Annotated in this window: 15 protein-coding genes; 2 read left to right on the forward strand and 13 right to left on the reverse strand. The window is 60.4% G+C overall.

The features are described 5' to 3' along the window. Window position 1: 1 nt before the first annotated feature. The 3 genes from ACV4UY_RS02435 to rsxA all read right to left on the reverse strand — a co-directional run bounded on the left by ACV4UY_RS02435 (window position 2) and on the right by rsxA (window position 2,635). Window positions 2–1,072: an RnfABCDGE type electron transport complex subunit D gene (locus ACV4UY_RS02435; protein ID WP_491606074.1), complete on the reverse strand. Its 1,071-nt coding sequence runs from the start codon at window positions 1,070–1,072 to the stop codon at window positions 2–4. A 382-nt stretch (window positions 1,073–1,454) separates the two neighbouring features. Next, complete coding sequence (gene rsxB / locus ACV4UY_RS02440) at window positions 1,455–1,991, reverse strand: electron transport complex subunit RsxB (protein ID WP_491606075.1); 537 nt, start codon at window positions 1,989–1,991, stop codon at window positions 1,455–1,457. Window positions 1,992–2,056: 65 nt separating this feature from the next. Further along, window positions 2,057–2,635: an electron transport complex subunit RsxA gene (gene rsxA / locus ACV4UY_RS02445; protein WP_491606076.1), complete on the reverse strand. Its 579-nt coding sequence runs from the start codon at window positions 2,633–2,635 to the stop codon at window positions 2,057–2,059. 257 nt (window positions 2,636–2,892) lie between these two features. Between rsxA and apbC the strand changes: the two genes are divergently transcribed. Then, window positions 2,893–3,975, forward strand: coding sequence for an iron-sulfur cluster carrier protein ApbC (apbC, locus tag ACV4UY_RS02450; RefSeq protein WP_491606077.1), 1,083 nt, complete (start codon window positions 2,893–2,895; stop codon window positions 3,973–3,975). Between the two features lie 206 nt (window positions 3,976–4,181). Here apbC and ACV4UY_RS02455 read toward each other — a convergent pair whose 3' ends face one another. From ACV4UY_RS02455 to ACV4UY_RS02500, 10 genes are all read right to left on the reverse strand, one after another. Then, on the reverse strand, window positions 4,182–4,667 hold the full coding sequence (locus ACV4UY_RS02455; RefSeq protein WP_420904896.1) for a chemotaxis protein CheW: 486 nt from the start codon (window positions 4,665–4,667) through the stop codon (window positions 4,182–4,184). A gap of 13 nt (window positions 4,668–4,680) precedes the next feature. Beyond that, window positions 4,681–7,530, reverse strand: coding sequence for a PDC sensor domain-containing protein (locus ACV4UY_RS02460; RefSeq protein WP_491606078.1), 2,850 nt, complete (start codon window positions 7,528–7,530; stop codon window positions 4,681–4,683). A 353-nt stretch (window positions 7,531–7,883) separates the two neighbouring features. Further along, on the reverse strand, window positions 7,884–10,007 hold the full coding sequence (locus ACV4UY_RS02465) for a chemotaxis protein CheA (protein ID WP_491606079.1): 2,124 nt from the start codon (window positions 10,005–10,007) through the stop codon (window positions 7,884–7,886). Between the two features lie 97 nt (window positions 10,008–10,104). Next, window positions 10,105–10,470, reverse strand: coding sequence for a response regulator (locus ACV4UY_RS02470; protein ID WP_420904893.1), 366 nt, complete (start codon window positions 10,468–10,470; stop codon window positions 10,105–10,107). Further along, a complete protein-coding gene (locus ACV4UY_RS02475; protein WP_491606080.1) occupies window positions 10,470–10,808 on the reverse strand; it encodes an STAS domain-containing protein in 339 nt (112 codons plus the stop codon). Before ACV4UY_RS02475 ends, ACV4UY_RS02470 begins: the two co-directional genes overlap by 1 nt. A gap of 148 nt (window positions 10,809–10,956) precedes the next feature. After that, window positions 10,957–11,589, reverse strand: a complete 633-nt coding sequence (locus ACV4UY_RS02480) for a thiamine phosphate synthase (protein ID WP_491606081.1) — start codon at window positions 11,587–11,589, stop codon at window positions 10,957–10,959. A gap of 69 nt (window positions 11,590–11,658) precedes the next feature. Beyond that, a complete protein-coding gene (locus tag ACV4UY_RS02485) occupies window positions 11,659–12,534 on the reverse strand; it encodes a TorF family putative porin (RefSeq protein WP_491606082.1) in 876 nt (291 codons plus the stop codon). A gap of 187 nt (window positions 12,535–12,721) precedes the next feature. Continuing rightward, complete coding sequence (locus ACV4UY_RS02490; RefSeq protein ID WP_491606142.1) at window positions 12,722–14,062, reverse strand: ammonium transporter; 1,341 nt, start codon at window positions 14,060–14,062, stop codon at window positions 12,722–12,724. A gap of 30 nt (window positions 14,063–14,092) precedes the next feature. Then, a complete protein-coding gene (locus tag ACV4UY_RS02495) occupies window positions 14,093–14,431 on the reverse strand; it encodes a P-II family nitrogen regulator (protein ID WP_491606083.1) in 339 nt (112 codons plus the stop codon). A 434-nt stretch (window positions 14,432–14,865) separates the two neighbouring features. After that, window positions 14,866–15,060 (reverse strand): YgaP family membrane protein, encoded by a 195-nt coding sequence (locus tag ACV4UY_RS02500; RefSeq protein ID WP_491606084.1) that lies wholly within the window; start codon window positions 15,058–15,060, stop codon window positions 14,866–14,868. A gap of 261 nt (window positions 15,061–15,321) precedes the next feature. On the opposite strand from ACV4UY_RS02500, the gene tpx reads away from it, so the two are divergent. After that, entirely contained in the window at window positions 15,322–15,822 is a 501-nt protein-coding gene (gene tpx / locus ACV4UY_RS02505) for a thiol peroxidase (RefSeq protein WP_491606085.1), read from the forward strand. Window positions 15,823–15,959 lie beyond the last annotated feature (137 nt).

Below are 15,959 nucleotides of genomic sequence, written 5' to 3' on the forward strand. Positions count from 1 at the left end.
CCTAGAGGGTCTGTTTCTTTTTGCCGTAGGTCAACGGCCTGGTATATTGATCGATGAGGGGCACTGTGGCGTTCATGATGACGATGGCGAACGACACCCCTTCCGGATAGCTCCCCCAGGTGCGGATCAGGAAGGTCAGAAGTCCGCAGCCGACCCCGAAGATGATCTGTCCCTTGGGGGTGACCGGCGAGGTGACGTAATCCGTTGCCATGAAGAAGGCGGCGATGATCAGACCACCGGTGACCAGATGGAACAAAGGATCCGGATATTTGGTGTGGTCGATGAGCCAGAAGATCGCTGCGGGTACGATGCAGCCAAGAATCATGGACATCGGAATGTGCCAGGTGATGATCTTTTTGCGCAGCAGGTAGATGCCGCCCAGGGTGAGAAGAACCGCCGAGGTTTCGCCCAGGGAGCCCTTGATCATGCCGCCCATGGCGGCCAGGATGTCGAAGCCGAAGGCGCCGCCCAGGGCCTCGCGCACGGTTTTCCCCATGCCGATTTCGGTGTGGTATTGACCAAGCGGGGTGGCGGTGGAGAGGGCGTCCAGCATCTCCGGGGTGTTGAACGGGGCGGAGATGATCATTGCCAGTCCCTGGGAGAGGGAGAGGGCGTGATCGCCGGTCAACGGGGTTGGAGCCGGCCAGGAGGTCATCTGCACCGGGAAGGAGATGAGCAGGAAAACGCGGGCGATCATGGCCGGGTTGAACATGTTGTAACCCATGCCGCCGTAGAGTTGTTTGCCCAGAACGATCGCGAAGACGCCGCCCACCAGGCAGAGCCACCAGGGGGAGTTGGGCGGCATGCTCATGGCGAGCAGCAGGCCGGTGAGCAGCGCGGATTGATCGCCCACGGTGGAGGGGCGTCCCCGGATGGCGTTGAAGAGCCGTTCCGAAACCACGCAGGCGGCAACGGTGATCAGCATGACGAACAGGGCCGACCAGCCGAACACCATGACACCCATGGCCGCGGCGGGCAGCAGAGCCCAGATCACGCTTTTCATCACCTCGGAAATGGACAATCCCCCATGCACGAAAGGCGAGGAGGAGATCTTGAAGCTGCTCTTGGTCATGCGACACTCTCCACGGTGGCGGGGTTGGCGGTTTCATCCGCGGATTTCGCGGCAGCCGCCTTTTTGCGTGTACCGGCAGACGGACGAATCTCTTGTTTCGGTGCGACACACGGTTCGCGGGGCATCCCGGAGTGCTGCCGCGGAGCAATCAACAACCGAGCGGACCTCGGGACCTGCTCAAGGGGGCCGTGCCTGACGAGATGGTTGATCTCGGTGGGATGCACTCTGGCGTAAAAATTCTTCAATGTGCGTTGTACGAGCCCCATGGTGACGCCTCGCGTGTCTCGAGCTTGCATGATGTTGGGATCCATCTTTCCCGGGCATCTTCTTTTGAGAGTCCCTCTGGAAACGTTGCCGACCGGATGGTGGCAGGGATGGTCCATCAGTGAAGCGTCTGATACGGGTTTGGTTTGACCCATTGCCAATTCTGGAGGGTGGTTTGAATCGGCACCATTTCGATGCAATCGACCGGACAGGGTTCGACGCAGGCCTCGCAGTCGGTGCAAATTTCGGTGATCACGGTGTGGGACTGCTTGTTGGCGCCGACGATGGCATCCACCGGACAGGCCTTGATGCAGGCCGTGCAGCCGATGCACTTCTCCTCGTGGATATAGGCGGTACGGGGTCCATGCTCTTCCATGGCCACCGGTTCCACCCCCAGGATGGCGGCGATGGATTCCATGGCCTTGGTGCCGCCGGGGCTGCACAGACCGATGGAGACCGGTTCCTCGCCGGCCAGGGCCTCGGCGTAGGCGTGACAGCCGGGATAACCGCAGTTGCCGCAGTTGGTGGAGGGCAGGGCGGACTCCAGATTGGAGACCAGGGGATCCACCTCGACATGGAACTTGATGGCCGCGTATCCGAGGCCCAATCCGGCGACGAGGGCCATGCCGCCCATGCTCAAAACCGCTTCGATCATGGTTTACTCCTACTCGCAGTGAGACGTTCCTTGCTGGATGAGCGCCGCATTTCAAGAAAGGGGGGTCACTTGACCATGCCCGCGAAGCCCATGAAGGCCAGCGACAACAGACCGGCGTTGACCAGGGCGATCGGCGCTCCCTTGAACAGGGCCGGCACGTCCGACAGATCGATCCGTTCGCGCATGCCGGCGAACAGCACCAGGATCAGGCCAAAACCGGCGGCGGCTCCGAAGCCGTTGATGGTCGCCTGAAGAAAATTGAGTTCCTTCTGGATATTGATGATCGTCACGCCGAGCACCACGCAGTTGGTGCTGATGAGCGGCAGGAAGATGCCCAGCGAGTCGTAGAGGGCCGGGCTGGTTTTGTGGACGATCATTTCGGTCAGTTGCACCAGGGCGGCGATCACCAGGATGAAAGAGAGGGTGCGCAGGTAGTCGAGTCCCAGGGGATCGAGGATGTAGCGCTGGGTCAGCCAGGTGATGATCGACGACAGGGTGATGACGAACACCACGGCATAGGCCATCCCCACGGCGGTTTCGACCTTTTTGGAGACGCCCAGAAACGGGCAGATCCCCAGGAATTTACTCAAGACGAAGTTGTTGACCAGGATCGTGCTGACCAGAATCATGATGTAGTCTGTCATGGCGAGCGCACCTCTTCGTGGCAGTTGCTTGGTCTGGCGGATTTCGACGCCCCTCAACGTCAAGATCCGATTGCGTGGCAGGATGAAGCGGAATATTAGATACTACTTATTTGAATACCAGACAATGGAAAAAATTCTTCCCCAACATCAAGAAGTCCCGCGACATCGCTTGACGGATTGGTGAAAGGGGGGCAAAATGATACCTTTTTGTAGCGGTAACAAGGGCTTGTCAATTCAACACGATCGGGAGGATCGGAATGCCACATATTCAAGCAGAACAAATTCTGGATGCCTTGAAACAGGTCATGGATCCGGATTTGAAGCGCAATATCGTCAGTCTGGGTTTCGTGAAGGATATCGTGATCCAGGGAGGACAGGTCTCCTTCAAGGTTGAGCTGACCACGCCGGCCTGTCCGGTCAAGGGGGTGCTGCAAAAACAGGCACACGATGTCGTCGCCGCCCTGCCGGGGGTCGAGTCGGTCGAGGTGACCATGACCGCCCAGGTGCGTCATGCCCAGAAGAAGGAGAACACCGATCTGATCCCTGGCGTGCGCAACGTGATTGCCGTGGCCTCGGGCAAGGGTGGGGTGGGCAAGTCCACCACGGCGGTCAACCTGGCCCTGGCCCTGGCTGCGAGCGGGGCGTCGGTCGGCATCCTCGACGCGGACATTTATGGCCCCTCCTTGCCGCGCATGCTGGATGTGAGCGAAAAGCCGGAACCGGGCGAGGGGCGCAAGATGTCTCCGTTGCGTGCGCATGGTTTGGAGGCGATGTCCATGGGGTTTTTCATGGACGAGGCTCAGCCGGTGGTGTGGCGTGGTCCGATGGTGGGCATGGCGGTGGAGCAGATGTTGCGGGATGTCGATTGGGGCGAGTTGGATTATCTGGTGGTGGATCTTCCTCCGGGAACCGGGGATGCGCAACTGACTTTGGCCCAGAAGGTGCCGATCACCGGCGTGGTGATCGTTTCCACGCCCCAGGCCGTGGCCTTGGCCGATGTGCGTCGTGGGGTGAACATGTTTTTGAAGGTGGATGTCCCGGTGCTTGGGGTGGTCGAGAATATGTCGTATTATCTCTGTCCGCAATGTGGGCATCGGGCGGATATTTTCGATCATGGCGGTGCGCGTGCCGAGGCGGAGGCCATGGGCACGGAGTTTCTGGGCGATATTCCGTTGGATATCGTCATCCGTGAGAAGATGGATGTCGGCACGCCGATCGTGGTGGCGGCTCCGGAGAGTCCCCAGGCGCTCAAGTATCGGGAGATCGCGGAGAAGGTGGCGGCCAAGGTGGCCCGCATGGGGTTTGGGGAGAGTCGGTTCCCCAACATCGTCGTGGAGTAGGGCAGGGGAACGGGAACAAGCCCTTCTTGATGACGCAAACCGTTCGTGAATCAGCGCGCGAAAAGCAAAGATTCAAGAAAATTCAAGATAAAAATTAAGAGTCAAAATCAAAGCCTAAAGGATTTGCCCCGAACCCCACCAGGGGCCATTGGCCCCTGGACCCCGCCGGTTTTGCAGACTGAACGGGGTCCGACCGCCACCACAGATCAGGCCGCCGCGCTCTGTACTGCCGACAACTCCTCAATCGAGAAGATCTTGTCGATGTCCAGAATCATGATGAATCGGCCATCCTGCTTGCCCATCCCCTTTAAAAACTCCGCACGCAACCGCATGCCGATCTTCGGCGGCGGCTCGACCTGATCCGGCTCCAACTCCATCACCTCACGCACCGAATCCACCAGAGCCCCCATCACCACCACACCGTCATCCTGGGCGATCTCCAGAATGATGATGCAGGTGTTGACCGATTTTTCACTCTGACCCATGTTGAACTTCAACCGCATGTCCACCACCGGTACCACGCTGCCGCGCAGGTTGATCACCCCGCACATGAAATCCGGCGTCCGTGGTACCTTGGTGACCGAAGAGTATTCCAACACCTCGCGGATCTTGGCGATGTCCACCGCGAAAACCTCGGCACCAAGGGTGAAGGTGAGATATTGGGTCGAGGTGGTCGTATTCTTGCCGTTCATGCGTATCTCTCGATCAGGCAGGAGGGGAAGATCCGGAGCCATCACGCGCATCCGACGCGGAGGTGGCATCCAATGACAAACGCGAGGCGACATCCAAAGTCTCATGGCCCCGCGATGAAATCACGGTTTCAGACGCATTCGTACCCGCACTCGCGACAGGATCGGTCGGCGCGAAATAGGAGGTCGCCTGTTTCAAGGGACCGGTGGTGATGTCAAACACCCCCTTGGCGGCCAGAATGATCTCCCGCGCGATCCCTTGATTTTTTTTGAGCTGGTCGTCCAACTTGTCCAGGGTGACGACAATTCTGTCTGGATTGTGCTCCAGTGCCACCATGGGTGTCAACTCCGCCGGTTGGGGCATGGGCACCACGGGCATGAGCGCATCCAAAGAGGCCACGGAGTGGTTGGCAGCCTCGAGCCGTTCGACGATCTGCCGATCCATCTCCGAAATCTCGGACTGCAACTCGCTCACGAGCCGCTGGAACGATTCGCCGGGCCGGGACTCTTCCCGGTCGTGCTTGCCGGGCCGGGACTCTTCCCGGTCGTGCTTGCCATGCTTGCCGTGCCTGCCCGACTCCTCGCCGTTCTTGTGGCTGGATTGGGCCCGTCTGGTCAGTTCCACCAGACCGGCACGCAAACGCAAGGTACGCTCCTGGAGCGCATGCAACGTGCTGGCATCCTCATGCACCCACTGCTTGCCCTCGGTGACCGCGCGGGCGGTGACCACCGCCAACCGCTCGGATCCGCGCAACAGACGATCATACGTCTCGACCAGGCGATTCCGATCGTCGATCAGCCGGGCGTTCTCCTCGGCGGTCTGACGCGCCCCCTCGAGAATGGCCGTACGCACCTCGGCGAGACTCTCCGAACCTACCGCCGACTCTCGGGAGATGAGCATGGCCTGGGAGGCGAGCCGGCGGATGCGGATCGAAAGAGGATCGGCAGCCTGATGAATGCGCTGTCCGGCCAGGGTCACCTCCTGGGAGAGGGTGGCCAGGGAGCGGGTCAAGGCGCCGAATTCGTCCTGACGTGCGAAGGTCTCCGGGGGGGTGAAATGACCCGAGGCCATGCGGTTCAAGGCAAACGCGGTCTCCTCGAGGGGAATGAAGAGCGTGCGTCGCAGGAAACGATAGCCGAGCAGGGTCAGAACCAGCACCAGCAGGATCCCGGCCAGCAGAATCCATCCATGGCCCTGGCCGGTTGATGGATCGTCCCACTCCGCCTCGACGATCATCGTCCAGGTGAAGCCGTCGAGCGGCAACGGGGCGATCGCGGCCAGAACCCGCTTGCCATCGGCACGACGGGTTTCCAGGGTGACCGTCTCTCCCGCCAGTCCGCTTTGGATCGCCTCGGCGGAGGCAAGCGCCGTGGCGGGAGAACCGATGAAAGCCGTGGCCGCGGTGGGATTGGCCGGATCGGTGAAGGCGTCCGAACGCAATTTCTGGTCCGGGCCAACCAGGAGCAGGCGATACGGGGTCGATTGCACCAGGGGATGCAGCAGGGCGGTGATGGCGTCCGGTGCCAACTGCAAGGCGGCGATCAGCACGATCCGCTCCTTGTCGAGCACCGGTTGGGCCATGAAGAAGGCCGGCTGGTTGTCGCTGGGCGGGTAGGGGAGCAGATCCGAGAGACCGGCCTGACGGCTCTTGACCACCCGGCGGATCAACTGGCCCAGATTGGTGGCGGCGTAGGGTCCGGTGATCAGGTTGGTGCCGAAATCGGCTTGTCGGGCGACGCTGTAGAAGATCTCTCCCTCGGGATGGATCAGGAACAGATCGAAGTAACCCGCGGTTTCGCTGAATTTTTGCAGTCCGAGACGCTTCCCTCCGGCTTCGGGATTGAAGATCTGGCGGGTATCCCTGGTCGCGAGGATCCCCCAACGCAACCCCTTCACCCGCAACGGCGCCCAGGCCCCAAGCCGGGACGGACCATCGGCGCCGGTGAGAAGACCGGAACCCTCCTGACCATCGGAGAGGGCCTTCTTGACCGTTTCCGCGACAGGCATGGCCTTGCCGCTGGTTCCCGTCGCCTCGAAGGGCACCCCGTCGCCGTCGATCAGGAGCAGCTGTCCACCCGTCTGGCCATCCACGCCGGCCTGGGCCAGACGGGCCAGGGAATTGCGCGCCACACGCATGAGCAGGGAGCCGATCACCACGCCATCCTTTTTCACCGGCACCCCGAGAATCAAAGAGGCGGCGTGATCCGCGGGCGCGCCGGGAAGGGTGTCCTGCACCGCCACCCCTTCCATGGCCTGACGATGCGCCACGGCCAGGGGGCTATCCTTCAACGGTTTTTGCAGAATACTGGAACCCAGGTCCGCGCGGTGTTGCAGGGTGTAGACCACATCTCCGAGCGGGGAGATGAAATAGAGATCCTCCACCCCTTGGTTGGTCTGACGCCCTTGCATCCAGGGGACGAACCCCTCCACCGTTTCGCGCCAATGTTTGTCGTCGCTCTTGCGCCCCCCCTGCCGGAACAGCCAGTCGATGGCCGCGACCCGTTTGACGAAATCCGGATTGGTGGCCAGTTGGGTCAGATCGTGGAGTTGGTTGGCCAGATGGGATTCGATCCGCTCCCGCTTGAGATCGCGCAGGGCTTCGAGAGCGCCTCGGGCCTGCTGTTCCCCCTCGGCGACCAGTTGAGTCAGGATCTCCAGGTCGGCGCGTCGTTCGGCCAGATGACGCTTGATTTCGGACGCGGCCATCTGACGCACCGCCTCCAGGCGGGTCGAGGTCTGGGTCAGACGGCTTTGTTCGGTTTGATGATCGCGCAGCCACCAGAGGATCGAGAGGGGAATCAGCCCACAAAGCAGCAACAACCCCGTGAGCTTGGTGTGCAAGCGGATGTCTTGCAGTCTGATCATGCCGATTCCACGAGGCTGTCTACCAGGGAACTCCCGAAGGGAGGTCTCTGGTACAGGGGGTGAGGGGGTTCTCCCCCCATCATGCCGGTTACCAGGGAACTCCCGAAGGGAGAGGTCCGAGGTACGGGGGGTGAGGGGGTTCTCCCCCCATCATGCCGGTTACCGTTTCGATCGCTTGGAGAGTCGCGAGGGACAAATAAAGATGCGATCACCGTCCCCGCAAGGTACGTGGGAACGTTCCGTCGAAGTGGTTTGGGGCACAAACCGTCCTCGGCGCACGTTTGGATCAACATCGGCGGGCAACCAGGCAAACTCAAGCCGCTCGATTGATCAAGAGAACGGGTGGGGTGCGCTTACGCGGCATCCAACTCGCGGATCTCCTCCTCCTCGACGTAACGGACCATCTTGTTGAGATCCAGAATCAACGCCACGCCGCCATTGCCCAGAATCGTGGCCCCGGAGAACTCCTCGGAGTGCTGGAAATTCTTGCCAAGGGTCTTGATGACCGTTTGATGCTGTCCGACCACCTTGTCCACCACGAAACCGATCCGCTTTTCATCCACCTCGGCGATGACGATCTGTTCGATTTCGGGCGCGGTTCCGGAGATCTCGAACCGGTCGCGAATGCGGATGTAGGGGATGATCTCGCCACGCACGTTGATCACATGCCGGCCATGGGCTTTCTTCACGTCTTCGCGCGAAAGCTCGACACACTCCTCGACCGCAGCCAGAGGCAGCACGAAATACTCATCTTCCACCATCACCAGCAACCCTTCGATGATGGCCAGGGTGAGCGGGAGTTTCAGGGTGATGGTGGTGCCCTTGCCGAGCACGCTGGCCACATCGATCGAACCGCGCAGCCCCTCGATGGAACGACGCACCACGTCCATGCCCACGCCGCGACCCGAAACGTTGGTGATTTTGGCCGCCGTGGAGAATCCAGCGGCAAAAATCAGCAGGAACGCCTCCTTCTCGGTCAATTCGTCGTCCGCCGAGATGAGCCCCTTTTCGATCCCCTTGGCGCGCAGCTTGGTCGCATCGAGTCCGGCACCGTCATCCTCGACCCGGATCAGCACGCTGGCACCGGAGTGGATCGCGGCCAGGGTGATCTTGCCGACCGGATTCTTGCCGCGCGCCCGACGCACATCCGGGGCCTCGACGCCATGGTCGATGCTGTTGCGGATGATGTGGACCAGAGGATCGTTCAACTGATCGATCACCGTCTTGTCGAGTTCGGTTTCGCCACCCGAGGTGATCAGTTCGATCTCTTTGCCCAGTTCGGTGGAGAGATCACGCACCAACCGCTTGAATTTGTTGAACGTGGTGTCGATGGTCAGCATGCGGATGCTCATGGTGTTGTCACGCAGCTCCGCGGTGAGTCGCTCCACCTCCTCGGCGATCAGTTGCAAGGTGTGATCGCCGATGTTGTTGGCCGTTTGGGTGAGACGCGCCTGCATGGTCACCAACTCGCCGACCAGATCGACCAGGTTGTCGAGTTTGTCGGAGGGAACACGCACGCTGGTGGCGGCTTCGGCGGTTTTTTTCTTGTCCTGCTTCTCCTGGACCACCTGTTGCTCGGTCAGGGCGGCCTTGACCTTGTCGTGGGAGATGACGCCGGCCTGAACCAGTCGATCCCCCAGGGGCAGCAGGGCGGTTTCCAACTCCTTGGGGTTGATGTCGCCGCGCTCCAGAAGGATCTGGCCGAGCTTTTTGCCCTCCTGCTGGTCGCGCATCGCCTGGTCACGGTCGATCAGACGGATGTTCAGCTCGCACTCATCCTCGACGAAGATGAAGACATCCCGAATGGCATTCTCGGCGATCTGTGCGGTGAGGAAAATTTCCCAACCCGTGTAGCAGGTCTCCGGATCCAGATCCTCGAACTCCGGGATCTTGTCGGTGATCGCCACCACCCGGCAATCGCCCAGATCGCGCAATTCGTTCAAAAGCAACAGCGGATTGGTGCCGGTGCCGAAGATGTCGGTGTTGGGCACGAAACGGACACGGAAGATGTTGGATTCGTTGGCCGCAGGCGCGGGGGCCGGGCCCTTGCCGGGTGCGCCACCAGACGAGGCGGGCGCTGCGCCGGCGGATTTTTTGTCCGGGGTCAGGGCGCGCAGACCGGCAATGATCTTGTTGGCATTGGCCTGATCCGCCGGTTCGCCGCCGGCAGCCGCGTCGAGCATGGCGCGGATCTGGTCTCGCGCCGCCAGCGTGAGGTCGATCAACGGCTTGGTGACCGGGATCGTGCCGTTGCGCGCCATGTCGAAGACCGTTTCCACCTCGTGGGTGAATTCGGCCACGGCATCGAAACCGAACATCGCGCCCGAGCCCTTGATGGTGTGCATGGCCCGAAAGACCCGGCTGATCAGCTCCTGTTCCGCTGGAGAGGCTTCCAATTCCAGAAGCGAATCCTCCAGTTCGGAGAGCAGTTCGTAGGCCTCTTCGGTGAAGGCGCTGGTGTCGATTTCCACGTTCATGGCTCCGGATTCCCTGCTGGACTTGCAAATGGGAAAACTCCTCCACGGACCATCCGCCCTCCCTGGGGATCCAGACCGGATCCCCAGGGAGCGTGGATCAGCCCAAGACCTTCTTGACCACTTCCAACAGCTGTTCCGGCTTGAACGGCTTGACGATCCAACCCGTGGCGCCGGCGGTTTTCCCCTCCTGCTTGCGGGTCGCCTGGGATTCGGTCGTCAACATGACGATCGGCGTGAATTTGTAGGCCGGCAGAGTACGCAGATTGGTGATCAACGCGATGCCGTCCATGTTGGGCATGTTCAGATCGGTGATGATCATATCCAGATTGCTCGCCTTCGCCTTGGCCAGACCGTCCACGCCATCCACGGCCTCCACCACGGTATAGCCGGCACCCTTGAGGGTCATGCCCACCATCTGCCGCACGCTGGACGAGTCATCCACCGTCATGATCGTTTTTGCCATCAGTTCGTTACTCCCTTCCAAAGGCCACTGGTCTCTTTTTCTCCCGCGCACTCCGCGAAACCGGCCAGTTGCACGGTTTCGCGGAAGATGGCGGGAATCGAACCGCTAATCGACAAGATTCTTCCTTTTTTCAACAAGGTGCGATGTGCCGCGCAAAGAATCTGCAAGGTGGTCAGATCCAAACGTTCCACCTCGCTGAGGTTCAGTTCCAGCTGTTTGGACTGATCCATGGCATTGGCCACGGCCTCCTTGAATTCTGCCGCGTTGCGAATGGTCAAGTCTCCGGAGAGGGAGAGCGTCCCGACGGAGCGGGCGGAGTCCAGACTGAAATGGAACACGATCTTTCTCCTTCATTCTGTTTCGGGGCAACCGCGAGGCCGGCACAAATCCGGTCAGTTTGAAAATATAGCATATTCCATCCAATGCCGGAAGGAAAAGTTCGCATAATGGGAAAATAGTGATCCAACCACGAGTGTTCAGGAGAAGCTAAGGGGCGATCGATGCGCCTGATTGACCCATGATCAGGAGTTTTCGTACGGCATCCGCCGGATCCCGGGCCTGGAACACACCGCGGATGAGCGCGATTCCGGATGCTCCGGCCTGCCAGACGGCATGGGCATTTTTTTCCTCGATTCCTCCAAGGGCGAGCACCGGGCCGGGTATGGCGTCCCGCATGGTCGCGAAACGTTCCAGACCCAACGGGGTGGCGTCGGGATGGGACAGAGTTACGAAAACAGGCGACAGGGTGACATAATCACCGCCTGCGAGCAAGTGTTTTTGGGCGCGGGCCACGGAATGACAGGAGCGACCCAGCAGTCTGTTCGCACCGAGAAGTCGTCGAGCCTGGGCGGTTTCCATGCCGTGTTCGGAGAGATGAAGGCCGTCGGCATCGATGCGGAGCGCCATTTCGGGTCGTTCGTGCAGCAGCAGTCGACCGCCGGCGGCATGGAGGGTTGTCAGAAGGGATCGCGCCAGGGGTTCGAGGTGCGCGTCGCTCGTGCCTTTGTCGCGGATCAACAGATCGAAAATGCCGCCGGTCAAGGCTCGGGCGATGATCCGGTCGAGATCGGAGGGGAGCGGTGTGTCGGTGATCAGGAGGAGTTTGGGTGGGGTGGGCATGTCGGAGACGGGAACCGGGACACGCGACGAAAGCGCGTGTCCCGGTTGGGCGTGTGAAGGACGGGTGGATCAGAAGGTCTTGAGGAGACTGACCACAAAGTTGCTTCCACCCAGATCATGCAGTTCGGTGCCACCCTTCACCGAGGCCACCTTGTCGTACATGCGGGTGTTGTCGGCATAGATGTAGGCGGCGCTTACGCTGATCCCGCCGTCGAAGGCTTTGGTGAGACCGACCTTGTAATCGGCGTAATCCGGATTGGTGGCGCCCGCGGCATTGGCGGCGGCCAACTTGTTGGTGTAGTTGGTATAGCCCACATGCAGAGGCATGGTGACGTCCTTGGTGAAGATCGACTCCGGCAGCGGCACGTTGGCGGTCAGATCCCAATAGGTGGTCCCCTTGGAATTGTCGCTGTAGAAGGTCTTTTTGTTGGCGCCGAAGTAGTCGGTCACGGCGAGCGAAACCTTGGCCGAGACCCACTTGTAGCCGAGGCCGGCGTTCAACTCCAGGGTGTTGTAGGACTGGGAGTCCGGATAGGTGCCAGACGGGGTGGCATCCTTGAAGTTGGCGCTCGGATAGAGATACCCGATCGCACCCACGGTCCAGGTCCAGTCGTCGTTGATCTTGCCGTTGTAGCCGCCATACAGGTCGATTTCAGCCCAGCCGTCCGCGAAGAACTTGTCGCTGACGTTCGAGATCCAGGTTCCGGCATACAGCCCCGAGGCGTGGGAGTAGTCGAGGCCACCCTGCACCGCCGGTTTGTCCCAGGTCTGGGTCAAACCCCGGAACAGGTAGTTGCTGACCACGCCCACGTTGGCCGTGACGGTGTGGGGAGAGGTCGGGGCCGCGGGGGCCGCATCCGCGGCGATCGAGGTGGTCGGGGTGGCGAGGATGACCGCGCAACCCATGAGGCCGGCCCATTTCAAGATGTTTCCGAAGATTTTCATGATTGTTTCGACTCCGAGTTCTGCTTCGGTTGAGTTAAGGTGACACGACGATCGTATCGGTCAGGATTGGGTTTGGATGAATGTTTTTTTGACCATGAAGGGGTGTTGCCATTTTTCATCAAAGCATGGCCGGGGGCGTTGTCCGCCCCCGGCAGGTTTGTTCATCAAAAGGTCTTGATTCCAAGGATCAGTAGTTGTAACCACGCTCGCCATGCAGGGCGATGTCCAGACCCGTGCTCTCCGACTCCTCATCCACCCGCAGACCCATCAGGCCGTCGATGATCTTCAAGAGGATGTAGGAGATGACCGCGCAATACAATCCGGTGGCAATCACGCTCACAACCTGCACCCACACCTGAGCGGCCATGTCCACATCCTTGGCATAACCCACGCCACCCAGATCCGCGGAAGCGAACACGCCGGTCAGGATCGCTCCGACGATGCCCCCGATGCCATGCACGCCAAAGGCATCCAGGGAGTCGTCATAACCCATCTTCCGCTTGATGGTCGTGGCGCCGATGAAGCAGACCACACCCGCGATGCCACCCAGGGCCAGGGCGCCCATGGGACCCACGAAACCCGACGCCGGGGTGATGGCCACCAGACCCGCCACCGCGCCGGTGGTCAGACCCAGGGCGCTCGGTTTGCCATGCGACATCCACTCCATGAGCATCCAGGTCAGGGCCGCCATGGCCGTGGCCAGTTGCGTCACCACCATCGCCATGCCCGCCGCGCCATTGGCCGCCGCCGCGCTGCCGGCGTTGAATCCGAACCAACCCACCCAGAGCATGCCCGCGCCGGTCACGGTCAAAGGCAGGCTGTGGGGAGGCATGGCCACATGCGGAAAGCCTTTACGTTTGCCGAGAACCAGTGCCGTCACCAGACCGGCGATACCCGCGTTGACATGGACCACCGTGCCGCCCGCATAGTCCAGGATCCCCTTGGTCATCATCCAGCCGCCGCCCCACACCCAGTGACAGATCGGGAAGTAGACCAGCGTCACCCAGGCAGCCATGAAGATCAGCATCGACGAGAACTTCATCCGTTCGGCGAAGGCGCCGACGATCAGCGCCGGGGTGATGATGGCAAAGGTCAGCTGAAAGGTGAGAAAGACCGATTCCGGGATGGTGTTGGTCAGGGAATCGACCTTGATGCCGGCCAGGAAGGCTTTGCTCAGGCCGCCGATCCAGGCGTTGTTGTCGCCGCCGTCCGTGAAGGCCAGCGAATAACCGTACAGACTCCAGAGCACCGTGACCAGGGCGGTGATGGCAAAACACTGCATGAAAATCGACAAGGTGTTCTTGGCACGCACCATGCCGCCGTAGAAGAGCGCCAGACCCGGCAGGGTCATGAACAGCACCAGAGCGGTGGAGGTGAGCATCCAGGCGGTATCGCCCGAGCTGAGCACCGGCGGGGGCGCTTCGATGACTGCCGCAGCAGCCTCCTCGGCCAGGGCCAGGGAGGGTAGGAGCAGCGTGGTGGGCAGGGTGGCCATGAGGCCGTACAGACTCAAGCGTTTCATCGTGATGGCTCCTTCTGAATAATGGCGCGTGCGTCCTTAAAGGACGTCGGATCCGGTTTCGCCGGTGCGGATGCGCACCGCTTGTTCTATGGGCATGACGAAGATTTTGCCGTCTCCGATCTTGCCCGTCTTGGCCGATTCGCGGATCGCATCCACCACCTGATCGAGACGATCGTCCGCAACGGCGACTTCGACTTTGATCTTCGGAAGGAAATCCACCTGATATTCGGCTCCCCGGTAAAGTTCGGTATGTCCTTTCTGTCGTCCGAATCCCCGCACCTCGGTGACGGTCATGCCGGTGATGCCAATGGCGGTGAGAGCCTCGCGAACGTCATCCTGCTTGAAAGGTTTGATGATTGCGGTGACCCATTTCATGTCTAATCTCCCAGGAAAGCCTTGTGATGTCGATTGGTGCAAACGCGCACCGGATGATCCTATTCAGGGCAACATGCGGGCCATTCCTGATATTTTATTGATATTTATATATTAATCGACATTTTTGGCGGGATCTTCATGCGCGATTCATTAGAATCTGATTATGATTTGATCAATAAGGTGTGCAATTGCGAGATGCATGCTTAATTCTAAGGCAGGCAAAGAACAGCGCTCAAACCCGAATTCGCAAACATTGCGAAGGCAACCGGAGGAACAACCTTCAGGATGGATCATACGGAAAAGGCTGAAAGCCAGGCATGGGCCGGGCCGAAACACTCAGGGGAGAGAGACGACGGGGAGGTGCGATACAAGGGAGGCAGGCGGCGTCGATGGACCCGGAGGGTTGGGGGAGACAACCCTCCGGGCATCTGGCCTTACGACTGTTTGCAAGAACAGGTGTTCAGGCCGAACAAAGGATAGAAGGGGCAGAATTGCAACAGTCCGGTCGCCAGGGGGATGATGCCGATCAATCCCCAAATGGTGTGCATGCCGAAAAAGACCTGGGACAGCAGAACCAAGCCGATCACAATCCGTAAAATGCGGTCCAAGCCGCCCACGTTGGCCTTCATGCGAAACATCTCCTTAATGATTGAAAAAGAAGAAAACAGGATTTCAGTTCTCTGGCGAAGGTGCGCCTTTTTTGCCGTACACACCCATCAGATCCATGCGCTGAACAAAAAGTTCCAGGAAATTTCACCGGTTTTGCCCAAACCTTGACCACCCGGAGAGCGGAACTTATACTTAGAGCATGGAACCAGGCCGCTCAAAGGGAGACCCCGGGGAGGGGCGGCACCCCCATCCTGACCCTTTCACCAAGGAGTTCGATTCGCATGGCTCAAATCGCTTTCAAAGGCAATCCCATCCATACCTGTGGCCAACTCCCCGCCGTGGGTGCCCAGGCCCCGGATTTCACGCTCACCGGCACGGATCTCGCCGATGTCACGCTCGCCACCTTCGCGGGCAAACGGGTGATCCTGAACATCTTCCCGAGCGTCGATACCGCCGTGTGCGCCATGTCGGTGCGGCGCTTCAACGCCGAGGCATCCAACCTCGACAACACCGTGGTGCTGTGCGTCTCCCTCGATCTCCCCTTTGCCCACAAACGGTTCTGCGGCGCCGAGGGATTGTCCGCAGTCCATTCGGTTTCCGAGATGCGCGCGCGGGGGTTCGGCGAGGCCTATGGCGTGCGCATGGTGGATGGCCCCCTGGCCGGATTGCTGGCCCGTGCCGTGGTGATCATCGACGCGGCGGGGAAGGTGGTCTACACCCAGCAGGTGCCGGAGATCGTCGAAGAGCCCAACTACGCACAGGTTCTGGCCGCCCTGGCCTGATCTTTTTCATCGGTTGCGCACGGGCGGGGGCTCCCCATGTCACACGGACTCCCCGCCCGCTTCGTTCGAGCCTGCCGAGCCGCTCTCCCCAACCGAACTTGGCCCGTCTCCCCCTCGCACCACCACAGGACACGAAT

Source organism: Candidatus Magnetaquiglobus sp., from assembly GCF_058402785.1.